The organism is Variovorax sp. Soil_C_39, assembly GCF_057656815.1.
Map to the genome: position 1 here is coordinate 136,059 of NZ_JBDGJQ010000008.1, position 20,134 is coordinate 156,192.

20 protein-coding genes are annotated in these 20,134 nt (G+C 67.5%); 4 read left to right on the forward strand and 16 right to left on the reverse strand.

Translation table 11 applies throughout. The features are described from left to right. Window positions 1-38 precede the first annotated feature (38 nt). Window positions 39-1,880 (reverse strand): ABCB family ABC transporter ATP-binding protein/permease, encoded by a 1,842-nt coding sequence (locus tag AC3A6J_RS20280; RefSeq protein ID WP_487861779.1) that lies wholly within the window; start codon window positions 1,878-1,880, stop codon window positions 39-41. A gap of 41 nt (window positions 1,881-1,921) precedes the next feature. Here AC3A6J_RS20280 and AC3A6J_RS20285 point away from each other — a divergent pair, with 41 nt between their 5' ends. Further along, the gene (locus AC3A6J_RS20285; protein ID WP_487861780.1) at window positions 1,922-2,350 is read left to right on the forward strand and encodes an acyl-CoA thioesterase; all 429 of its coding nucleotides are present in this window, start codon (window positions 1,922-1,924) and stop codon (window positions 2,348-2,350) included. Between the two features lie 27 nt (window positions 2,351-2,377). Here AC3A6J_RS20285 and AC3A6J_RS20290 read toward each other — a convergent pair whose 3' ends face one another. From AC3A6J_RS20290 to AC3A6J_RS20345, 12 genes are all read right to left on the reverse strand, one after another. Continuing rightward, window positions 2,378-3,481 (reverse strand): ABC transporter substrate-binding protein, encoded by a 1,104-nt coding sequence (locus AC3A6J_RS20290; protein WP_487861895.1) that lies wholly within the window; start codon window positions 3,479-3,481, stop codon window positions 2,378-2,380. Window positions 3,482-3,681: 200 nt separating this feature from the next. Beyond that, a complete protein-coding gene (locus tag AC3A6J_RS20295; protein ID WP_487861781.1) occupies window positions 3,682-4,446 on the reverse strand; it encodes an enoyl-CoA hydratase in 765 nt (254 codons plus the stop codon). A 50-nt stretch (window positions 4,447-4,496) separates the two neighbouring features. After that, complete coding sequence (locus tag AC3A6J_RS20300) at window positions 4,497-5,090, reverse strand: DsbA family protein (RefSeq protein ID WP_487861782.1); 594 nt, start codon at window positions 5,088-5,090, stop codon at window positions 4,497-4,499. Between the two features lie 9 nt (window positions 5,091-5,099). Beyond that, window positions 5,100-5,936, reverse strand: coding sequence for an acyl-CoA thioesterase (locus tag AC3A6J_RS20305; RefSeq protein WP_487861783.1), 837 nt, complete (start codon window positions 5,934-5,936; stop codon window positions 5,100-5,102). Between the two features lie 28 nt (window positions 5,937-5,964). Further along, window positions 5,965-6,876: an alpha/beta hydrolase family protein gene (locus AC3A6J_RS20310; RefSeq protein WP_487861784.1), complete on the reverse strand. Its 912-nt coding sequence runs from the start codon at window positions 6,874-6,876 to the stop codon at window positions 5,965-5,967. Between the two features lie 5 nt (window positions 6,877-6,881). Further along, window positions 6,882-8,078 (reverse strand): acetyl-CoA C-acyltransferase, encoded by a 1,197-nt coding sequence (locus AC3A6J_RS20315; RefSeq protein ID WP_487861785.1) that lies wholly within the window; start codon window positions 8,076-8,078, stop codon window positions 6,882-6,884. Further along, the gene (locus AC3A6J_RS20320) at window positions 8,075-8,524 is read right to left on the reverse strand and encodes an endonuclease domain-containing protein (protein WP_487861786.1); all 450 of its coding nucleotides are present in this window, start codon (window positions 8,522-8,524) and stop codon (window positions 8,075-8,077) included. Before AC3A6J_RS20320 ends, AC3A6J_RS20315 begins: the two co-directional genes overlap by 4 nt. 13 nt (window positions 8,525-8,537) lie before the next feature. Beyond that, window positions 8,538-10,937, reverse strand: a complete 2,400-nt coding sequence (locus AC3A6J_RS20325) for a 3-hydroxyacyl-CoA dehydrogenase/enoyl-CoA hydratase family protein (RefSeq protein WP_487861787.1) — start codon at window positions 10,935-10,937, stop codon at window positions 8,538-8,540. A 39-nt stretch (window positions 10,938-10,976) separates the two neighbouring features. After that, window positions 10,977-11,402: a DUF2147 domain-containing protein gene (locus AC3A6J_RS20330; protein ID WP_487861788.1), complete on the reverse strand. Its 426-nt coding sequence runs from the start codon at window positions 11,400-11,402 to the stop codon at window positions 10,977-10,979. A gap of 19 nt (window positions 11,403-11,421) precedes the next feature. Continuing rightward, window positions 11,422-13,218: an acyl-CoA dehydrogenase C-terminal domain-containing protein gene (locus AC3A6J_RS20335; RefSeq protein ID WP_487861789.1), complete on the reverse strand. Its 1,797-nt coding sequence runs from the start codon at window positions 13,216-13,218 to the stop codon at window positions 11,422-11,424. Between the two features lie 69 nt (window positions 13,219-13,287). Continuing rightward, on the reverse strand, window positions 13,288-13,974 hold the full coding sequence (locus tag AC3A6J_RS20340; RefSeq protein ID WP_487861790.1) for a TetR/AcrR family transcriptional regulator: 687 nt from the start codon (window positions 13,972-13,974) through the stop codon (window positions 13,288-13,290). Between the two features lie 122 nt (window positions 13,975-14,096). Further along, window positions 14,097-14,855 carry an SDR family oxidoreductase gene (locus AC3A6J_RS20345; protein ID WP_487861791.1) on the reverse strand — a complete coding sequence of 253 codons (759 nt, stop codon included), beginning with the start codon at window positions 14,853-14,855 and terminating at the stop codon, window positions 14,097-14,099. A 106-nt stretch (window positions 14,856-14,961) separates the two neighbouring features. Between AC3A6J_RS20345 and AC3A6J_RS20350 the strand changes: the two genes are divergently transcribed. Next, window positions 14,962-15,849, forward strand: coding sequence for a LysR family transcriptional regulator (locus tag AC3A6J_RS20350; RefSeq protein WP_487861792.1), 888 nt, complete (start codon window positions 14,962-14,964; stop codon window positions 15,847-15,849). Between the two features lie 22 nt (window positions 15,850-15,871). Here the strand turns inward: AC3A6J_RS20350 and AC3A6J_RS20355 are convergent, their stop codons facing one another. The 3 genes from AC3A6J_RS20355 to AC3A6J_RS20365 are packed head-to-tail and all read right to left on the reverse strand — an operon-like array spanning window position 15,872 to window position 18,228. Beyond that, complete coding sequence (locus AC3A6J_RS20355; protein ID WP_487861793.1) at window positions 15,872-16,720, reverse strand: fumarylacetoacetate hydrolase family protein; 849 nt, start codon at window positions 16,718-16,720, stop codon at window positions 15,872-15,874. Between the two features lie 30 nt (window positions 16,721-16,750). Further along, the gene (locus AC3A6J_RS20360; RefSeq protein ID WP_487861794.1) at window positions 16,751-17,497 is read right to left on the reverse strand and encodes an SDR family NAD(P)-dependent oxidoreductase; all 747 of its coding nucleotides are present in this window, start codon (window positions 17,495-17,497) and stop codon (window positions 16,751-16,753) included. Then, on the reverse strand, window positions 17,494-18,228 hold the full coding sequence (locus AC3A6J_RS20365; RefSeq protein ID WP_487861795.1) for an SDR family oxidoreductase: 735 nt from the start codon (window positions 18,226-18,228) through the stop codon (window positions 17,494-17,496). Before AC3A6J_RS20365 ends, AC3A6J_RS20360 begins: the two co-directional genes overlap by 4 nt. A 141-nt stretch (window positions 18,229-18,369) precedes the next feature. Between AC3A6J_RS20365 and AC3A6J_RS20370 the strand changes: the two genes are divergently transcribed. Together AC3A6J_RS20370 and AC3A6J_RS20375 are read left to right on the forward strand one after the other, a co-directional pair. Next, entirely contained in the window at window positions 18,370-19,077 is a 708-nt protein-coding gene (locus tag AC3A6J_RS20370; protein ID WP_487861796.1) for a FadR/GntR family transcriptional regulator, read from the forward strand. Window positions 19,078-19,120: 43 nt separating this feature from the next. Then, window positions 19,121-20,116 (forward strand): sialic acid TRAP transporter substrate-binding protein SiaP, encoded by a 996-nt coding sequence (locus tag AC3A6J_RS20375; RefSeq protein ID WP_487861797.1) that lies wholly within the window; start codon window positions 19,121-19,123, stop codon window positions 20,114-20,116. The last annotated feature ends 18 nt before the right edge of the window (window positions 20,117-20,134 follow it).

The window sequence follows — 20,134 nt, forward strand, 5'->3', positions numbered from 1 at the left end:
AACTCCTGGGAGAATCAATAAAAATAGGTGATCAGCCGCTACAGCAGCGGTGCGGCTTCGCTTTTCTGCAAGGCCCACATCTGCGCATAGCGGCCCTGCTTCGCGAGCAGTTCGGCATGCGTGCCGCGCTCGATGATCGTGCCGGCATCGAGCACCAGGATCTCGTGCGCGTCGACCACCGTCGACAGCCGGTGCGCGATGACCAGCGTGGTCTTGTCCTGCGCGGCGCTCTTGAGTTCCGACTGGATCGCGCGCTCGTTGGCCGAATCGAGCGCCGAGGTGGCTTCATCGAAGATCACGATGGGCGGGTTCTTGAGCAGCGTGCGCGCAATGGCCACGCGCTGCTTCTCGCCGCCCGAGAGCTTGAGCCCGCGCTCGCCGACCGTGGTCTCGTAGCCCTTCGGCGTGGCCGAGATGAAGTCGTGGATGCGCGCCGCGCGCGCAGCCGTCTCGACTTCTTCGCGCGACGCGCCGGGGCGGCCGTAGGCGATGTTGTATTCGATGGTGTCGTTGAACAGCACCGTGTCCTGCGGCACGATGCCGATGGCGCGGCGCAGGCTCGACTGCTGCACCTCGCGGATGTCCTGGCCGCCGATGGTGATATGCCCATCCTGAACGTCGTAGAAGCGGTAGAGCAGGCGCGCGAGCGTCGACTTGCCCGAACCCGACGGGCCGACCACCGCCACCGTCTTGCCGGCCGGTATCTCGAAGCTCACATGCTTGAGGATCGGCCGCGCGGGCTCGTAGGCGAAGCTCACGTCCTCGAAGCGCACCGCCGAATCGGCGCCGCCGAGCGGCTGTGCGTCCGGTGCGTCGCGCACCTCGCGGTCTTTTTCCATCAGCACGAACATCTTGTCGAGATCGGTCAGGCTCTGCTTGATCTCGCGGTAGATCACGCCCAGGAAGTTGAGCGGGATGTAGAGTTGGATCATGAAGGCGTTGACCATGACCAGGTCGCCGAGCGTCATGCGCCCCTCGACCACGCCCGCGGTGGCACGCCACAGCATCAGCACCAGGCTCACGGCGATCAGCATTTGCTGGCCGATGTTGAGCATGCTCAGCGTGCGCTGGCTCTTGATCGCAGCCTTGCGGTAGCGGTCGAGGCTCGCGTCGTAGCGGCCGGCCTCGAAGTCTTCGTTGTTGAAGTACTTGACGGTTTCGTAGTTCAGCAGCGAATCGACCGCGCGGCTCTGCGCGACCGAGTCGAGCTCGTTCATGATCTTGCGGAACTGGGTGCGCCATTCGGTCACGGTGACCGTGAAGCCGATGTACAGCACCAGCGCGGCCAGCGTGATCCAGACGAACGCGGCGTCGAACTTGACGCCCAGGATGGTGAGCACCAGCACCAGTTCGATGAACGTCGGCACGATGCTGTAGAGCGACATCGAGACCAGCGAGTGCACGCCGCGCGTGCCGCGCTCGATGTCGCGCGTCATGCCGCCGGTCTGGCGCTCCAGGTGAAAGCGCAGGCTCAACGAATGCAGGTGCCGAAACACTTCGAGCGCGATCTGCCGCGCCGTGCCCTCGGTGGCCTTGGCGAAGATCAGCTCGCGCAGCTCGCCGAACAGCGAGGTCGAGAAGCGCAGCAGGCCATAGGCCACCAGCAGCCCGATGGGAACCACGAGGATCGCCGCGGCCACGTCGGGCTTGGGCGTCATGGTGTCGACCAGGTCCTTCAGCAGCACCGGCACGCTGACGTTGGCCACCTTGGCGCCCACCATGAAGGCCAGCGCCGCGGCCACCCGCCACTTGTATTGCCACAGGTAGGGGAACAGCCGCCGCAGCGTGGCCCAGTCGGAACGGTCGCTGCGCGCCGGCGCGTGGCCCGGGGCGTGTGCGGAATGAGAAGGGGGTGGGAGGGCTTCGCCGCTGCGGCGCATGAAGGACAATCGTGGTTGCTTATTTGCTCCCGATTGTGCCCATGTCCGATATTTCCAGCAGCGCCGCTGCCGCCCCGTTGAAAAGCCTGCCCACCGACATGGAGCTGGTGCTCAAGGTCATTCCGATGCCCGCCGACTGCAATGCCAACGGCGACATCTTCGGCGGCTGGGTCATGGCGCAGTGCGACCTGGCCGGTTCGGTCATTCCGGCGCGCTATGCCAAGGGCCGGCAGGCCACGGTGGCGGTCAACGAATTCATCTTCAAGCAGCCGGTGCGGCTCGGCGACATCCTCTCGTTCTATTCGAAGCTGGTGCGCATCGGGCGCACCTCGGTCACCGTGACGGTCGAGGTCTTTGCCGAGCGCTTTCGCGCGCAGGGCGAGTACATCAAGGTGACGCAGGCCACCTTCACCTACGTGGCCATCGACGACAACGGCCGGCCGCGGCCGATCGAGCAGCCGGCAGCCTGAAGGCCGAACGGGCCCCGCCGCGGCGGCTCAGCCGGCGGCGTCCCGCACCCTGTCGAAGCGTTCGAATTCGCGGTTGATCCAGCGCCCGTCCTGCCGCTCGGTGCGGCGGATGTACACCGCCTGCACGATGTCGCGGGTGTAGGCGTCGATCTCGATCGGCCCGCGCGGGCTCTCGAGCTTGAGCCCGCGGAAGGCGTCGACGAGCTTCTCGCCGCGGGCATTGCTGCCGCGTGCCGAGCGCATCGCGGCGTCGGTGGCCGCCAGCGCGTCGTGCGCCGCCACCGCGAAGTAGCCGGGCCGCAGGTGGCTGCCGTACTCGGCCTCGAAGGCGCCGGTGAAGGCCCGATTGGCCGCGGAATCATGCGCGAACGAATAGTGGTGGCTGGTCACGAGGCCGTCCGCCAGTTCGCCGATGCCCTCGAGGTAATGGTCGTCGGTCGCGTCGCCCGTGGCGAGCAGGCGGATGCCGGTGCCGGCCATGCCGCGGTCGCGCCAGAACTTGAGGAAGGTCGCGGGCATCTGTCCCGAGGGCAGGAAGAAGAACACCGCCTGCGGCTTGAGCTCGCGCAGCCGCAGCATGTAGGCCGAATAGTCGAGCGTGGCGAGCGGCACGCGCAGCATCGCGCCCACGCGCCCACCGCCCGCGGTGATGCCCGAGACGAACGCGGCCTCGGCGTCGACGCCCGCGGCATAGTCGGCCACCACCGTGCAGACATCGCGCAGCCCCTGCTGCAGCGCCCAGCGCGCGAGCGGCATCGTGACCTGCGAGATGGTGAACGACAGCCGCACCGCGAACGGGCAGCGCGCCGTGATGCCCGAGGAAGCCGCGTTCATCACCAGGAGCGGCACCTTGGCCTGCGTGGCGACGGCACCGACGGCATAGGCGTTGGAACTGAAGTCGAGTCCCGCCAGCAGGTCCACGCGCTCGCCCTCGACGAGGTCTTGTGCGTGGCGCCGCGCCTGCTCGGGTGCGCTGCCCGGCACGTCGCGCCGCAGCAGTTCGACCGGACGCCCCGCGATGGCCTGGTTGTGCGCGGCCAGCCAGGCCGACATGCCGGCATCGAACTGCCGCCCGCCCCCCGCATAGGGCCCGGACCACGAGCCGATGAGCCCGATGCGCAACGGACGCACGCGGGCCCGGACCACCGCGGGCGACGCCACCAGCGCCCCCGCGAGCAAGCCGAAAGTACGCCGGCGCGTGACGCCGGTTGCTACTTTTTCAGTAGCTGTACCGACATGCTGGCCGGGGGCTGCGACCGATCCTGACTGGAAGATGTGCACGCCGCCCAGTGTACGCATGCACCAGGGCGGGGCAATGCGTGGAACTACGATCAGACCTTCGAAAAGTCTGGCTTGCGCTTCTCCATGAAAGCGCGGAAGGCCTCGCGCGCAGCGGGTTCGCGCAGCATCCGGCCGAAGCTCGCGCCCTCCTCGTCCATGCGCTCGATCACCGCGGGCAACTGCGCCTTCTTGAGCAGGCGCTTGGTCTCGACGAGTGCGGAGAGCGGCTTGGCCGCGAGCTTGCGGGCCTGTCCCTGCGCGATGGCATTGGCCTCGGTCGGCGGCACGATGCGGTTCACCAGCCCGACCTCGAGCGCGGCTTCGGCCATGAAGGGCTCGCCGAGCAGCAGCGCCTCGGCGGCGCGGTGATGGCCGAACATCTGCGGCACCAGCAGGCTCGACGCCGCCTCGGGACACAGCCCCAGGTTCACGAAAGGCATCGAGAAGGCTGCGTTGTCGCCGGCATAGACCAGGTCGCAATGGAACAGCATCGTGGTGCCGATGCCCACGGCCGGGCCGCAGACGGAGGCGACGATCGGCTTCGGAAAGGCCGCGATGCCGCGCAGGAAACGGAATACGGGCGAGTTCTCGCCGGCCGGCGGCGCATTGAGGAAGTCGCCGATGTCATTGCCGGCGCTGAAGATCGTCGGGTCGCCCTGGATCAGCACGCAGCGCACCGCGGCATCGCCCTCGGCCGTGGCGAGCGCGTCGGCCAGCTCGGCGTACATGCCGCTGGTGATCGAGTTCTTCTTCTCGACACGGTTGAAGGTCAGGGTCATCACGCCGGCTTCGGTGTGGACGAGGATGTCGCTCATGGAATGGATCCTTGGAGGAGAGAACTGGAAGGAATGGGCGACCGGGCCGCTCAGGCCGAGAGCGCCTCGCGCACGAAATCGAGCCGGTCCTGGCCCCAGAACATCTCGCTGCCGACGAACATGGTCGGTGCACCGAACACGCCGCGCTCGACAGCTTCCTGCGTGACGGCCTTCAGCCGGTCCTTGGTTTCCTGCGCGCCGGCCAGCGCGAGCAGTTGCTGGGCGTCGAATCCGGCGTTCTGCAGGACCGCACCCACGGTGGCCGGGTCGTTCATGTTCTGCGGTGCAACCCACATGGCGTGGAACACGGCATCGACGTAGGCCCCGAAACGCTCGGGGTTCTTCATCTGCACGCCCGTGGCGCCACGCATCAGCAGCAGCGTATTGACGGGGAAGTGCGGGTTGTGGACGAAAGGCACCCCATAGCGCTTCGCAAAGCGCTGCAGGTCGGTCGTCATGTAGGGCCCCTTGGGCCTGACCTCGGCCGGCGAGCGGTTACCGGTGGCCTGGAACACACCGCCGAGCAGGATCGGCTTCCACACCAGTGCGGCGCCGGTGTCGGCGCACACGTGCGGCAGCTGCGTGGCGGCGAGGTAGGCGGCGGGGCTGCCGAAGTCGAAATAGAAGTCGACGGATTTCGTCATGGGCGGTGTCTATTCCTTGTAGTAGACGATCTGGTTCGAGGTGGCAAGCAGCACGCCATTCTGGCTCCAGAGCTGCGCGGCCTGGTCGAAGAAGCCGTTGAAGAACTGCTGGCCCGTCGCGCGGCCCAGCAGGTAGCCGGTGCCGACCTCGGCAAACTGCGCGTCACCGGCATGGAAGTAGGTGGTGATCGACACCGTGCCCGCGGGCACATGCTTCGCGCGGCGCAGCCACACGCGCGGATAGAACACATCGCTCATCGCCGCGAGCGAGGCGAAGTCGAGCGGCCGCGGCTCGGCCTCGCGCAGCCAGTAGAGGCTTTCGCTGTGCTGCTCGCTGCCGTCCCACTGCGTGGGGATGAAGCCGCTGACCGGACGCATCTCGTACCGATCGAGCCAGGCGACGCCGGCCGGGCCGATGCTGAAGCGCTCGACCGACTCGGGCTGCGGCACATCTTTGGGCATTGGCAGGTCGCTTTGGCTCCAGGTCTCGCGCCGCGCGGCCGTGACCACGGTGGCGGTGGTCGTCATGTTCGGCGTGCCGTCGGCACCGGGCTGCGTGATCTGCACCGTCCAGTGTTGCGTCGAGCGGTTGGTGCGCACGGCCGTGGCCTGCACGTCGAACGGTCCGGCCACGAGGGCGGCCGCGAAGTTGACCGTCAGCGCGAGCGGGGTGCCAAGCAGGTCGGGATGCTGCAGCACCGACTGCAGCGCGATCGCCGCGGTGGCGCCACCGAAGGGCCCCACCATGTTCCAGTATTCGGCGCTCGTGGCGCCTGTGAAGTGGCCGGCACGCAGGTCGCTGTGCTGCAGCGCCAGGGCCTTGTCGAAGGGATGGGTGCTCGTCATGGTCGCAGTGTGCCTCCGGTGGGTGGACTCATGCAGTCGTCTGCGGGACGCCCGCCAGCGACGGCGCAGTGATCGCCGCGAGCCGGTGCAGCTTGTCGACCGTGCTCGGCCAGAGGGTGGCGCTGAACTGCTCGCGGAAGAAGCCGAAATGGCCGATGCGCGACGCCTGCACGTCGGCCGGCGCGATGCGCTCCATCGCCCGCGGCGCCTGGTCGTAGAAGCTCAGCAGGCTGCGCGTGCCGGCCAGCGTCATCAGTTCGTCGTCGGTCATCGACAGCGCCAGCACCGGGAAGCGCACGCGGCTGTAGCTGCGCGCCGCGCGCTCGCCCTCGGCGCCCACGCTGTAGCGCGGGTCGAGGCACCAGCGGCGCCATTGCAGGATCACGCCGCGCGGCAGGTCGCCCACCTTGCGCAGCCGGCGGCCCGGAAAGTAGCCCCAGAGCCGGGTCGCCAGCGGCACCAGCACGAACCAGAAATACAGGATGCTGCGCTTCAGGCGCGGCGCGTTCTCGCGCCAGTAGCCGCTGCCCGCGGCAATGCTCACCAGGCCGTCGACCTGCTCTGGCCGCTGCAGCAAGCCCGGCAGCTGCGCGCCGAGGCTGTGGCCGAGCAGGTAGAGCGGCTGCGAAGGCAGCGCGGCATTGGCGGCATCGACCACCGCTTCGTAGTCGCGCGCCCAGTCGAAGAGGTCGGCGTCGAAGCCCCGCAGCGAAGCACCCGCGCGCGAATCGCCCGAGCCCCGGTAGTCGAAGGTCCAAACGCTGAACCCCTGCGCGGCGAGCCAGCGCGCGAACGGCTCGTAGAACGACTGGCGCACGCCCATCGCACCGCCGATGACGATGCTCGCGCGCGCCTCGGCCGCGGCCGTGGGCGCGTAGTGGCGCACCGCGATCTGCTGCCTGCCGCCGTCGACCGGGAGCTTGTGCGGGTGTGCCTGCATGGCCGTCAGACGCGTTCGAAGATGCCCGCGGCGCCCTGGCCCATGCCCACGCACATCGTGACCATGCCGTACTTGAGCTTCTCGCGCTGCAGCGCATGCACCACCGTCGCCGAGCGGATCGCCCCGGTCGCACCGAGCGGATGCCCAAGCGCGATCGCGCCGCCCATCGGGTTGACCTTCGACGGGTCGAGCCCCAGCGTATCGATCACCGCGAGCGACTGCGCCGCAAAGGCCTCGTTGAGCTCGAACCAGTCGATGTCCTCGTGCTTCAGGCCGGCATAGCGCAGCGCGGCCGGAATGGCTTCGATCGGGCCGATGCCCATGATGTGCGGCGGCACGCCCTTGCTCGCGAAGCTCACGAAGCGCGCGAGCGGCACGAGTCCGAACTGCTTGACCGCCTTCTCGCTCGCGAGGATCAGCGCGCCTGCGCCGTCGGACGTCTGCGAGCTGTTGCCGGCCGTGACCGTGCCGCGCGCGGCGAACACGGTGCGCAGCTTCGCCAGGCCTTCGAGGCTGGTGTCGGGGCGCGCGCCTTCGTCGAGCGTCACCGTGCGCGTGGTCGCGACCGACTCGCCGGTCTCGAGGTTCGGCACCCGGTCGGTCACCTCGATCGGCGTGATCTCGTCGGCGAACTTGCCGGCCTTCTGCGCTGCCAGTGCCTTCTGGTGCGAGGCGAGCGCAAACGCGTCCTGCGCCTCGCGGCCGACCTTCCACTGCTGCGCGACCTTCTCGGCCGTGAGGCCCATGCCGTAGGCAATGCCGACGTCGCCGTCGCGTTCGAAGATCGACGGCGAAAGCGACGGCGCGTTGCCCATCATCGGCACCATGCTCATGCTCTCGACGCCGGCCGCGATCATCACGTCGGCCTCGCCCACGCGGATGCGGTCGGCCGCCATCTGCACGGCCGACAGCCCCGAGGCGCAGAAGCGGTTGACGGTGATGCCGCCGACGCTGGTCGGCAGGCCCGCCAGAACCGCGCCGATGCGCGCGACGTTGAGGCCCTGCTGCGCTTCTGGAATAGCGCAACCGCAGATGATGTCTTCGATGGCCTGCGGGTCGAGGCTGGGCACCGCGGCGAGTGCGGCCTTGAGCGTGGTCGCGAGCAGGTCGTCGGGGCGGTGGTTGCGGAAGTAGCCGCGGTGGGACTTGCCGATGGGGGTGCGGGTGGCGGCGACGATGTAGGCGTCTTGGGTTTGTTTCATGGCTTTTCAGTCCTTGTATCTTGTCTTGCCCCCTCTCCCGCTTGCGGGAGAGGGCTGGGGTGAGGGTTGCCGTCTTGGAGCGCCAGCAGGATCCGTTCGAGAGCAGCATCTGTCTGCGTCAGCACTTCGTTGTTCCAGAAGCGAAGAACACGACAGCCTTTCGCTTCGATGAAGCGTGTACGACGCTCGTCGTAGACGGCAGCTTCTGCATGCTGTCCGCCATCCAGTTCGACGACCAACTTCGTTTCGAGGCATGCGAAGTCGGCAAAGTAAGGGCCGATAGGTCGTTGGCGACGGAATTTGAAGCCGCCGAGGCGGCGATCGCGCAAATGAAACCAGAGTAGCGATTCGGCGTCGGTCGGGGCTCCGCGAAGCGCTCTCGCCCTCACCCTGGCCCTTTCCCGCAAGCGGGAGAGGGAACCGGACGGATCGAGGTCTTCGCTCATGGTCTTCGCCGGCTCAGTTGCGCACCGGCTTCCCCGTGCTCAGCATCCCCATGATCCGCTCCTGCGTCTTGGGATGCACGATCAGAGAGCAGAACGCCTTGCGCTCCAGCGCCATCACATATTCCTCGGTCACGAGCGAACCGGCATCCACGTCGCCGCCGGTGACCACGTGCGCGATCAGGCTCGCGATGTGGAAGTCGTGCGCGCTGATGAAGCCGCCGTCGCGCATGTTCACGAGCTGGCCCTTGATCGTCGCGGCGCCGCTGCGGCCCGCCACGCGGAAGCTGCGGCGCAGCGGCGGGCGCCAGCCGGCATCGGCCATGGCCTTGGCCTGCTGCAGCGCCACGTACAGCAGCTCGTCCTTGTTGGGCACGATCACGTCGCTGTCGAGCAGGTAGCCGAGTTTTTTCGAATCGAGCGCGCCGGTGCCGACCTTGGCCATCGCGGCGGCGGTGAAGCCTTCGGTCAGGAACGGCAGCAGGTCACTGCCGGTCGAGGCCGCGGCGTTCTCGGCCGCGCGGCGCGCGATGTAGGTCAGGCCGCCTGCGCCCGGGATCAGGCCCACGCCCACTTCGACCAGGCCGATGTAGCTTTCCATCGCCGCCACGCGCCTGGCCGAATACACCGCCAGCTCGCAGCCGCCGCCGAGCGCCATGCCGCGCACGGCCGACACCACCGGCACGCTGGCGTAGCGGATCTTGAGCATCACGTTCTGCAGCTCTTCCTCGGCCCCTTCGACCGCACCGATCCCGGCGACGACGAAGGCCGGCAGCATCGCCTGCAGGTCGGCGCCGACCGAGAACATCTCGTCGGGCGACCAGATCACGAGGCCCTTGTATTCGGCTTCGGCCAGTTCGACCGCGGCGCCGAGCGCCTCGGCCACGTCGGGACTGATCGCATGCATCTTCGACTGGATGCTGGCAATCAGCACCTCGCCGTCGAGCGTCCAGACGCGCACGTCGCCCTCTTCGCTGATCGTGGTGCCCGCGGTGTTCGCATCGGTCGCGTCGGCGCCGAGCACGCTCTCGGGGAACAGCTGGCGCGCATGCACCGGCAGCTTGCGTTGGGGCACGAACTTGCCTTGCGACGCGCTCCACGAACCTTCGGGCGTGTGCACGCCGCCGGCCTCGGCGACCGGGCCCTCGAACACCCATTTCGGCAGCGGCGCGGTGCTCAATGCCTTGCCCGCATCGATGTCGTCCTGGATCCAGCGCGCGACCTGGGTCCAGCCGGCTTCCTGCCAGAGCTCGAACGGGCCCTGCTTCATGCCGAAGCCCCAGCGCATCGCGAAGTCGATGTCGCGCGCGCTCTCGGCGATCTCGGCCAGGTGCACGGCGGCATAGTGGAAGCTGTCGCGCAGGATCGCCCAGAGGAACTGGCCCTGCGGCCCTTCGGCCTCGCGCAGCAGCTTCAGGCGCTGGCCCGCGGGCTTCTTGAGCATGCGGCCGTAGACCTCGTCGGCCTTGGCGCCCGCGGGCACGTACTCGCCACTGGCCTGGTCGAAGCGCAGGATGTCGCGGCCGACCTTCTTGAAGAAGCCGGCCTTGGTCTTCTGGCCCAGGTGGCCGAGTTCGAGCAGCTTGGCGAGCACCGGCGGCGTCGCGAAGTTGGCGTAGAACGGATCGGTCTCGGCGCTCAGGTTGTCCTGCAGCGTCTTGACGACGTGGGCCATGGTGTCCAGGCCCACCACGTCGGCCGTGCGGAAGGTGCCCGAACTTGCGCGGCCCAGCTTCTTGCCCGTGAGGTCGTCCACCACGTCGGGCGTGAGGCCGAACTTCTCGACTTCCTTCAGCGTGGCCAGCATGCCGGCGATGCCGACGCGGTTGGCGATGAAGTTGGGTGTGTCGTGCGCCCGCACCACGCCCTTGCCGAGCGTGCTGGTGACGAAGGCCTCGAGGTCGTCGAGCACCTGCGGCTCGGTGGTGGGCGTGTTGATCAGCTCCACCAGGAACATGTAGCGCGGCGGGTTGAAGAAGTGGATGCCGCAGAAGCGTGGCTTCAACGCCTCGGGCAATGCCTCGCTGAGCTTGGTGATCGACAGCCCCGAGGTGTTCGAGGCCAGGATCGAATGCTTGGCCACGTGCGGCGCGATCTTCCTGTAGAGATCGAGCTTCCAGTCCATGCGCTCTGCAATCGCTTCGATGATGAGGTCGCACTCGCCGAGCTTGGCAAGGTCGTCGTCGTAGTTGGCCTGTTCGATCAGCACCGCGTCGCCGACGTCGCCGAGCGGCGCGGGCTTGAGCTTCTTGAGGTTGTCGATGGCGCGCGTGACGATGCCATTCTTCGGGCCTTCTTTAGCGGCCAGGTCGAACAGCACGACGGGCACGCGCACGTTGACGAGGTGGGCGGCGATCTGCGCGCCCATCACGCCGGCGCCGAGCACGGCGACCTTTTTCACTTGAAATCGGGACATGTTGCTTCGTATTTCTTGGATGGGTTGCGTGCAGCAGGCTTACTGCACGCGGTTCCAGGTCTGGGTGCGCCAGAACGGACCGAGGTAGCCGCGCACCTCGAGCTTCTTGCCACCATCGATGGGCGTGAAGCTCGCGCGGTATTCCTTGCCGTTCTCGGGGTCGAGGATCCGGCCGCCTTCCCAGACGTCCTTGCCCTCGGCCTTCTTGCCGCCGCGGACGATCTCGAGACCCGCGATCGGCTTGCCCTTGCGGTCGTCGCTGCATTCGTCGCAGACCGCGTCGGGCTTCGCATCCTTCTTCAACGACTTCTCGATGCGCCCGACGAGTGCGCCGTTGGCTTCGGCGATTCGGATCTCGGCTTTGGCCTCACCGGTCTTGTCGTCGACGTTGCGCCACAGGCCCACGGGCGTGGCCTGGGCCATGGCCGCGGACGAGACCGCGGCGAGCACGAGGGCTGCGAGCATTGCTTTTTTCATGGTCGGCTCAGGCCAGCGCGGCGTCGGTGTCCATCAGCACCTTGCTGCCGGCACGCGCGGTGCGCATCAGCGTCGCGGTCTCGGGGAACAGCTTGGCGAAGTAGAAGCGCGCGGTCTGCAGCTTGGCGACGTAGAAGGGATCAGCATTGCCTGCGGCGATCTCGCGCAGCGCGACCTGCGCCATGCGCGCGAACAGGTAGCCGAACACGAAATGCCCGGCCACGCGCAGGTAGTCCACCGCGGCGGCGCCCACTTCGTCGGGGTTCTGAAAGCCCTTGAAGCCGATCTCGGTCGTGAACTTGGTGAGCTGGTCGCCGAGGCCCGCGATCGGATTGATGAATTCGGCCATCTTCTCGTTCACGCCCTCTTCCTCGACCAGCTTCGCCACGAGCTTGCCGAACTTCTTGAGCGACGCGCCGTTGTTGCCGAGGATCTTGCGGCCCAGCAGGTCCAGCGACTGCACGGTGTTGGTGCCTTCGTAGATCATGTTGATGCGGTTGTCGCGCACGAACTGCTCCATGCCCCATTCCTTGATGAAGCCATGGCCGCCGAACACCTGCATGCAGGCGTTGGTCGCGATGTGGCCGTTGTCGGTGATGAAGGCCTTCACGATCGGCGTGAGCAGCGCCACGATCTCGTCGGAGTCCTTGCGCACCTTCTCGTCGGGATGGTGGTGCGCCTTGTCGAGCAGCAGCGTGCAGAAGATCTGCAGCGCGCGGCCGCCCTCGGCGTAGGCCTTGGCGGTGAGCAGCATCTTGCGCACATCGGGGTGCACGATGATCGGGTCGGCTTCCTTGTCCTTGGCCTTCACGCCCGAGAGCGAGCGCATCTGCAGGCGGTCCTTGGCGTAGGCCAGTGCGTTCTGGTAGGCCACTTCGGTCAGGCCCAGCGACTGGTTGCCCACGCCAAGGCGCGCGGCGTTCATCATCACGAACATCGCGGCCAGGCCCTTGTGCGGTTCGCCCACCAGCGTGCCGGTGGCGCCTTCGATCACGATCTGCGCCGTGGCGTTGCCGTGGATGCCCATCTTGTGCTCCAGGCCGGCGCAGAAGATCGGGTTGCGATCACCGAGCGCGCCGTCGGCCTTGACGTGGAATTTCGGCACCACGAACAGGCTGATGCCCTTGCTGCCCTTGGGCGCGTCGGGCAGGCGGGCCAGCACCAGGTGGATGATGTTCTCGGCCATGTCGTGCTCGCCGGCCGAGATGAAGATCTTGCTGCCGGTGATGCGGTAGGTGCCATCGGGCTGGGGCTCGGCCTTGGTGCGCAGCAGGCCCAGGTCGGTGCCGCAATGGGGCTCGGTCAGGCACATGGTGCCGGTCCACTCGCCGCTCGTGAGCTTGGGCAGGTAGGTCTTCTTCTGTTCGGGCGTGCCGTAGGCATGCAGCGCCTCGTAGGCGCCGTGCGAGAGGCCCGGGTACATGGTCCAGGCCTGGTTGGCGCTGTTGAGCATTTCATACAGGCACTGGTTGACCACGTAGGGCAGGCCCTGACCGCCATGTTCAGGGTCGCACGAGAGCGCCGGCCAGCCGCCTTCGACGAACTTGGCATAGGCCTCCTTGAAGCCGGTGGGCGTCTTCACCTCGTGCGTCGCCTTGTCGAGCGTGCAGCCCTCTTCATCGCCGCTGATGTTGAGCGGAAAGGTCACCTCGGCCGCGAACTTGCCGGCTTCCTCGATCACCGCGTTGATGGTGTCGGCGTCGGTCTCGGCATGGGCCGGGAGTGCCTTGAGCTCGTCGGAAACGTTCAGCATCTCGTGCAGCACGAACTGCATGTCGCGCACGGGTGGGGTATAGGTCGGCATCCGGGACTCTCCTGGTCGAAGCTGGGTAAAAAAAGAAGGGGGAAAGCGAGAAAGCGAAATCGTGGCCGCTCAGCGCACCGTCTTGAGGCGGCGTGCGGCAGGCTTGGCGGCAGCAGCAGCGGGCGGCGCTTCGGGCGTGGCCGCGCGCGCGAGGATGTTGTCGAAGCCGACGTTGGCGCGCGCGATCGAGCCGGGCACCTGCAGAAAGCGCGCTTCGTAGTGCAGCGCGAGGATCAGGCCGTGGATCTCGAAGGCGATCTGCCGCTCGTCGGCATCGGCGCGCAGGTGGCCTTCGCTCTTGGCCTGCACGATGGCGCGCAGCACGGCGGCCTGCCAGATGCTGACGGACTCCACGAGGGCATCGCGCACGGGGCCCGGGCGATCGTCGAACTCGGAGGCGCCGCTGATGTAGATGCAGCCCGAGTCGATCTCGGCCGAGGTGCGCTTCATCCAGTTGGCGAACATCGCGCGCAGCCGGGGCAGGCCGCGCGGCGCCTCGAGCGCGGGATAGAACACCTCTTGCTCGAAACGTGCGTGATACTCGCGCACCACCGAGATCTGCAGCTCCTCGCGCGAGCCGAAGTGGGCGAACACGCCCGACTTGCTCATCTTGGTGATTTCGGCCACCGCGCCGATCGAGAGGCCCTCGAGCCCGATCTGGGCCGCCAGCGCGAGCGCGGCGTCGACGATCACGGCCTTGGTCTGCTGGCCCTTCTGGGCGGCGCGTGGCTTGGCGGAGACTGCGGTGACGGACATCGGGAACCTCAAATAAAACGAACGGTCGTTCTATTTTGCAGGGGCTTCCCGGATTTGAGGCCGATTAACCTTCGGTTTTCCTAGGTTAATCGCAGTGGCCGGCGGGCGGTGGCCCGCGCCGCTCAGAACGCCTGCGATACCGGCCGCAGCACCACTTCGTTGATGTCCACGTCGGCAGGCTGCTCGACGGCGTAGACCACCGCGCGCGCCACCGAATCGGCCGGGATCTGGCTCGCCTCGTAGAAGGCCTGCACGCCGGCGGCGGTCTCGGCATCGGTGGTGCCGAACTTCAGCTCCGACTCGATCGCGCCGGGCGAGACGATGGTCACGCGGATGCCGCTGTCGCCCACCTCGACGCGCAGCCCCTCGGAGATCGCACGCACCGCATGCTTGGTGGCGCTGTAGACCGTGCCGATCGGCGTGAACACCTTGAGCCCCGCGATCGACGAGATGTTGACGATGTGGCCGCTGCCCTGCGCCTGCATGCGCGGCAGCACCGCGGCAATGCCGTAGAGCACGCCCTTGATGTTGACGTCGATGGTGCGGTTCCATTCGTCGACCTTCAGCCGCTCGATCGGCGACAGCGGCATCACGCCCGCGTTGTTGACCAGCACGTCGATACGGCCGAAGGCCTCGACCGTGGCGGCGGCCAGCCGCTCGAGATCGTCGCGCTTCGACACGTCGGTCGCCACCGCGATCGCCTCGCCGCCGGCCTCGCGGATCTCGGCCACGACCTTGTCGAGCCGGTCGGTGCGGCGGGCTGCGAGCACCACCCTGGCGCCGCGCTGCGCGAGATGGCGTGCGGTGGATTCGCCGAGCCCGCTGCTCGCGCCGGTGACGATGGCGACCTTGCCGCGGATGTTGTCTTGAACGGATGTCATGGGAATTTCCTTGAGGAAGTTGAAGAGGTGCATGCAGTGTGGAAAATCCACGTGTTCCCGTAAATGAAACTTGCACGACTTCAAAATTCCGAAATCAGGAATACTCATGAGCAACCGCCTCGAAGCCCTCCGCGTGTTCTGCGCCGCCGCCGACGCCGCCAATTTCCGCGAGGCCGCGGTGCGGCTGTCGGTGTCGCCGCAGGTCGTCACGCGCGCGGTGCGCGAGCTGGAGGACGAGCTCGGCGAGCCGCTGTTCCATCGCAGCACGCGCGGCGTGCAGCTCACCGACTTCGGCCGCCAACTCGCGCAGCGCGCGCGCGCGGCGGTCGGCGGCGTCGATGCGCTGTTCCACCGCACCGACCGGCGCGCGCTCTCGCAGCATGCGGGCACGGTGCGCGTGACGGCGCCCAACGTGTTCGGCCGCCGGCTGATCCCCGAGGCGCTGGCGCCGATGCTCGCCGAGCATCCGGGGCTGGTGCTCGACCTGCGACTGTCCGAGCAGCATGCCGACGTGGTGGACGAACAGATCGACATCGGTGTGCGCGCCGGCCCGGTGCGCGATGCGCGCTTCGTCACACGCGTGGTGGGAAAGATGGCGCTCTACGTAGTGGCGGCGCCGGCCCTGGTGGCGCGCACCGGCGTGCCCGAAACGCTCGAAGCCCTGTCGCGGCTGCCGCTCACGGGGTTGATCGACCGCAGTGCGGGCCGTCCATGGTCATGGTTCTTCAGCAAGGGGCGGCAGATGCCGATCACCGCGCCCGCGTTCGTGACCGACGACGTCGATGCCGAATGCGCCGCGGTGCGCGCGGGCCTGGGCTTCGGCCAGCTCGTGGCGCCGCTGGCCGAACCGCTGCTGGCATCGGGCGAGCTGGTGGCGGTGCTCGAGGCCGAGGCGCCCGAGCCCTGGCCGATCCATGTCTACCGCTCGCAGCGCGCGCCGGTGCCGGCGCGCGTGCGGCTGGTTTACGACGCGCTGCTGCGCGCGCTGCGCTGAGGCGCGCGCAGCGTGTCGTGCGTCAGCGCTTGAACGGAATCACGTCCTGCCGCTGGTCGCCCAACCCTTCTATGCCCAGCGTCATCACGTCGCCCTTCTTCAGGTAGAGCGGCGGCTTCATGCCCAGGCCCACGCCGGGCGGCGTGCCGGTGGTGATGACGTCGCCGGGCATCAGCGTCATGAACTGGCTCAGGTAACTCACGATCTTGGCGATGCTGAAGATCATGGTCTTGGTGCTGCCCGTCTGCATGCGCTTGCCGTTGAGGTCGAGCCACATCGACAGCTTCTGCGGGTTGGGCACTTCGTCGCGCGTGACGAGCCAGGGGCCGATCGGGCCGAAGGTGTCGCAACCCTTGCCCTTGTCCCAGGTGCCGCCGCGCTCGATCTGGAACTCGCGTTCGCTCACGTCGTTGATGGTGCAGTAGCCGGCCACGTAGTCGAGCGCGTCCTTCTGCGACACGTAGCTGGCGCGCGCGCCGATGACCACGCCGAGCTCCACCTCCCAGTCGCTCTTGACCGAGTTCTTCGGCAGCATGACCGGATCGTTCGGGCCTTGGATGCAGCTGGTGGCCTTCATGAAGACCACCGGCTCCTTCGGGATCGGCAGGCCCGACTCGGCGGCGTGGTCGGCATAGTTCAGGCCGATGGCGATGAACTTGCCGACGTTGGCAACCGGGCAGCCGAAGCGCGGCTTGCCGCGCACCAGCGGCAGCTTGTCGATCTTCTGCCGGCGCAGCTTTGCCAGCGCGGCGTCGCCGAGCTGGTCGGGCCCGATGTCGGCGACCAGGGCGCTCAGGTCGCGCAGGCGGCCTTCGTCGTCGATGAGGCCGGGCTTCTCCTTGCCGGGGTTGCCATAGCGAACGAGTTTCATGCTGTCCTTTCTTGGGGAATCGAAAAATACTCAATAGGTCGAACGGCCGCCGGAAAGGTCGAAGACCGCACCGGTGGCGAACGCGCAATCTTCGGTGCAAAGCCAGCCGACCATCGCGGCCACTTCCTCCACGGTGCCGAAGCGGCCCATCGGGATCTTCGACAGCATGAACGCGATGTGCTCGGGCGTCATCTGGTCGAAGATGGCAGTCTTGACTGCCGCGGGCGTTACGCAGTTGACGCGGATGCCGGTGTCGGCCAGTTCCTTGCCGAGCGACTTGGTGAGCGCGATCACCGCGGCCTTGCTCGCGCTGTAGGCGCTGGCATTGGGGTTGCCCTCCTTGCCGGCCACCGAAGCGATGTTGACGATGCGGCCGTAGCCCTGTGTGCGCATCTGCGCGACCACTTCGCGGCAGCAGAGGAACACGCCGTTGATGTTGACCTCCATCACCTGGCGCCAGTCGTCCACGGGATAGTCCCACAGCTTGGTGTTGGGGCCGGTGATGCCGGCGCTGTTGACCAGCGCGTCGATGCGCGGCGACTGCGCGAGCGTGTCGGCCAACGCCCGAACCACGGAATCGTGCTGGGCCACATCGACGCGCACGGCAAAGGCATTGGGGCCCAGCGCAGCGGCAGCCTTGGCGGCGGCGGCTTCGTCGCGGTCCCACAGCGTGACGCTGCCGCCCGAGGCGATGAGCCGTTCGGCGATGCCGTAGCCCAGGCCAGTGGCGCCGCCGGTCACCACCGCATGGCGGCCGTCGAAGTCGAGCCGGTTCATATCGTGATGCCGCCGTCGACGGTGAAGGCCTGGCCGGTGGCGAACACCGACTCGTCGCTCGCGAGGAACACCACCACGGGCGCGATCTCCTCGGCCTGCGCGAGCCGGCCCATCGGCTGGCGCGCGATGAATGCCAGGCGCGCGGCGTCGGGATCGGCATTGGCGTTGATGCGCTCGCCGAGCGAGGGCGTGTCGACCGTGCCGGGGCACACGGCATTGCAGCGGATGCCGCGCGCCACGAAGTCGGCCGCCACGCTCTTGGTGAGGCCGAGCACCGCGGCCTTGGTGGTGCCGTAGACGAAGCGGTTGGGCAGGCCCTTCATGCTCGAGCAGACGCTCGCCATGTTGATGATGCTGCCGCGGCCGGCCGCCAGCATGCCGGGCAGCGCCGCCTGGATGGTCCAGAACTGCGCGCGCACATTGAGGCTGAACGCGAATTCCAGGTCGCGGTCGGTAGCGTCGAGCACGGTGCCGTTGTGCACCACGCCCGCGCAGTTGAACAGCACGTCGAGCGTGGGCACGCGCGCGAAGAAGGCGTCGATCGCCGTCCGGTCGAGCACGTCGAGGCGGGCGGTGCGCACGTTGGCAACGCCCGCATAGCGTTCGAGCAGCTGCTCGTTGACGTCGGTCGCCCAGACTTCCGCGCCTTCGGCCGCCATCGCGAGCACGCTCGCGTGGCCGATGCCCTGCCCGGCGGCCGTGACCAGCGCGGTCTTGCCCTTGAGTCTCATGCATGTCTCCTTGAATGGAAAAAGTGGGGCACCTGCAAGGCGGTGTTCAGGGTTTGGCCCGATGGCGACGGCGCGGTGCGGATCGTATTCTGAATTGGCCTTACCACTTGTCCAATTCAGGACAACCCTTAACCGTCCACCGTGCCGCTCCAGACCGTCGAACCCCAGCGCCTGTACCGCCAGATTGCCGACCAGCTCCGCGCGCTGATCGGGCAGGGCGAGTTTGCCGTGGGCGCGCGGCTACCGGCCGAGCGCGACCTGGCCAAGCAGTTGGGCGTGAGCCGGCCGTCGGTGCGCGAGGCGCTGATCGCGCTCGAGGTCGAGGGCTGGGTCGAGGTGCGCACCGGTTCGGGCGTCTATGTGCTCGACCGCACGCACCGCGCGAGCAAGCCGGTGGCGCCCACCGAATGGGGCCCGCTCGAGCTGATCCGCGCGCGCCGCGTGATCGAGGGCGAGACCGCCGCCATCGCTGCCGTCCAGGGCAAGCGCAAGGATGTCGATGCAATGAGCCGCGCCATCAGGACGATGTGCGAGCTTGCCGATCGCGAGGTGCTGCCGCTCGATGGCGACCGTGCGTTCCACCTGGCCATCGTCGGCGCCAGCGGCAATGCGGTGCTGGTCGAAACGGTGCAGAGCTTCTGGGACTCGCGCAACGGCCCGATCTTCACGCGGCTGGGCGGGTATTTCGAGACGGTGGCCTCGTGGCGCTCGGCGATCGCCGAGCACGAGGCGATCCGCGACGCGATCGCCGCCCGCGACGCCGAGGCCGCGCGCGCCGCGATGCACGCCCACCTGGACAACTCCCACCACCGATTCAGCGCGAGCTGGCGCCGCGCGAAAGCCTCCTGACCCGCCAGCATTTCTTTCTCATCCACACAACGGAGACAAACCGATGAACAGCAAACGCCACATCCTCAAAGCCATTGCCGCCTGTGCCCTGGCCGCCACCGCGCTGGGCACGGCCGGCATCGCCGCCGCGCAGACCAAGCTCAAGTGGGCCCACGTGTACGAAACCTCGGAGCCTTTCCACAAGTACTCGGTCTGGGCCGCCGAAGAGATCAAGAAGCGCACCAACGGCAAGTACGACATCCAGGTGTTCCCCGCCTCGAGCCTGGGCAAGGAAGCCGACATCAACCAGGGCCTGACGCTCGGCACGGTCGACATCATCCTGTCGGGCGCGAGCTTCGCGGGCCGCAGCTATCCGCCGCTGGCCGTGTCGTACTTTCCGTTTATCTTCCGCGACGCCGAGCACCAGCTGAAGTACGCCAAGAGCGACGTCTTCAAGGAACTCGCCAAGGGCTACGACGACAAGACAGGCAACCACATCACGGCGCTCAACTACTACGGCGCGCGCCACGTCACCTCGAACGCGGCCCGCCCGGTGGCCAAGCCCGAAGACATGAAGGGCCTGAAGATCCGCGTGCCCGATGCGCCTGCCTACCTGGCCTTCCCCAAGGCGCTGGGCGCCAACGCCACGCCGATCGCGTTTGCCGAGGTCTACCTCGCGCTGCAGAACAACACGGTCGACGCGCAGGAGAACCCGCTGCCCACCATCGAGGCCAAGAAGTTCTTCGAGGTGCAGAAGAACATCTCGCTGACGGGCCACATCGTCGACTCGCTCCTGACCATTGTCTCGGGCCAGCTCTGGGGCAAGCTGTCGGCCGACGAGAAAAAGATCTTCACCGACGTGATGCAGGAGGCCGCCGAGAAGACGGGCCGCGAGGTCATCGCCTCGGAAGCGCGCCTGGTGGACGAGTTCAAGAAGAAGGGCCTCAACGTGATCACGGTCGACAAGGCCGCGTTCCGCGAAGCCGTGCTGAAGAACACCAAGCCGACCGACCACGGCTACCGCCAGCAGGACTACGACCGCATCTCGAACATCAAGTAAGCCACGGCCGAGCCCCCA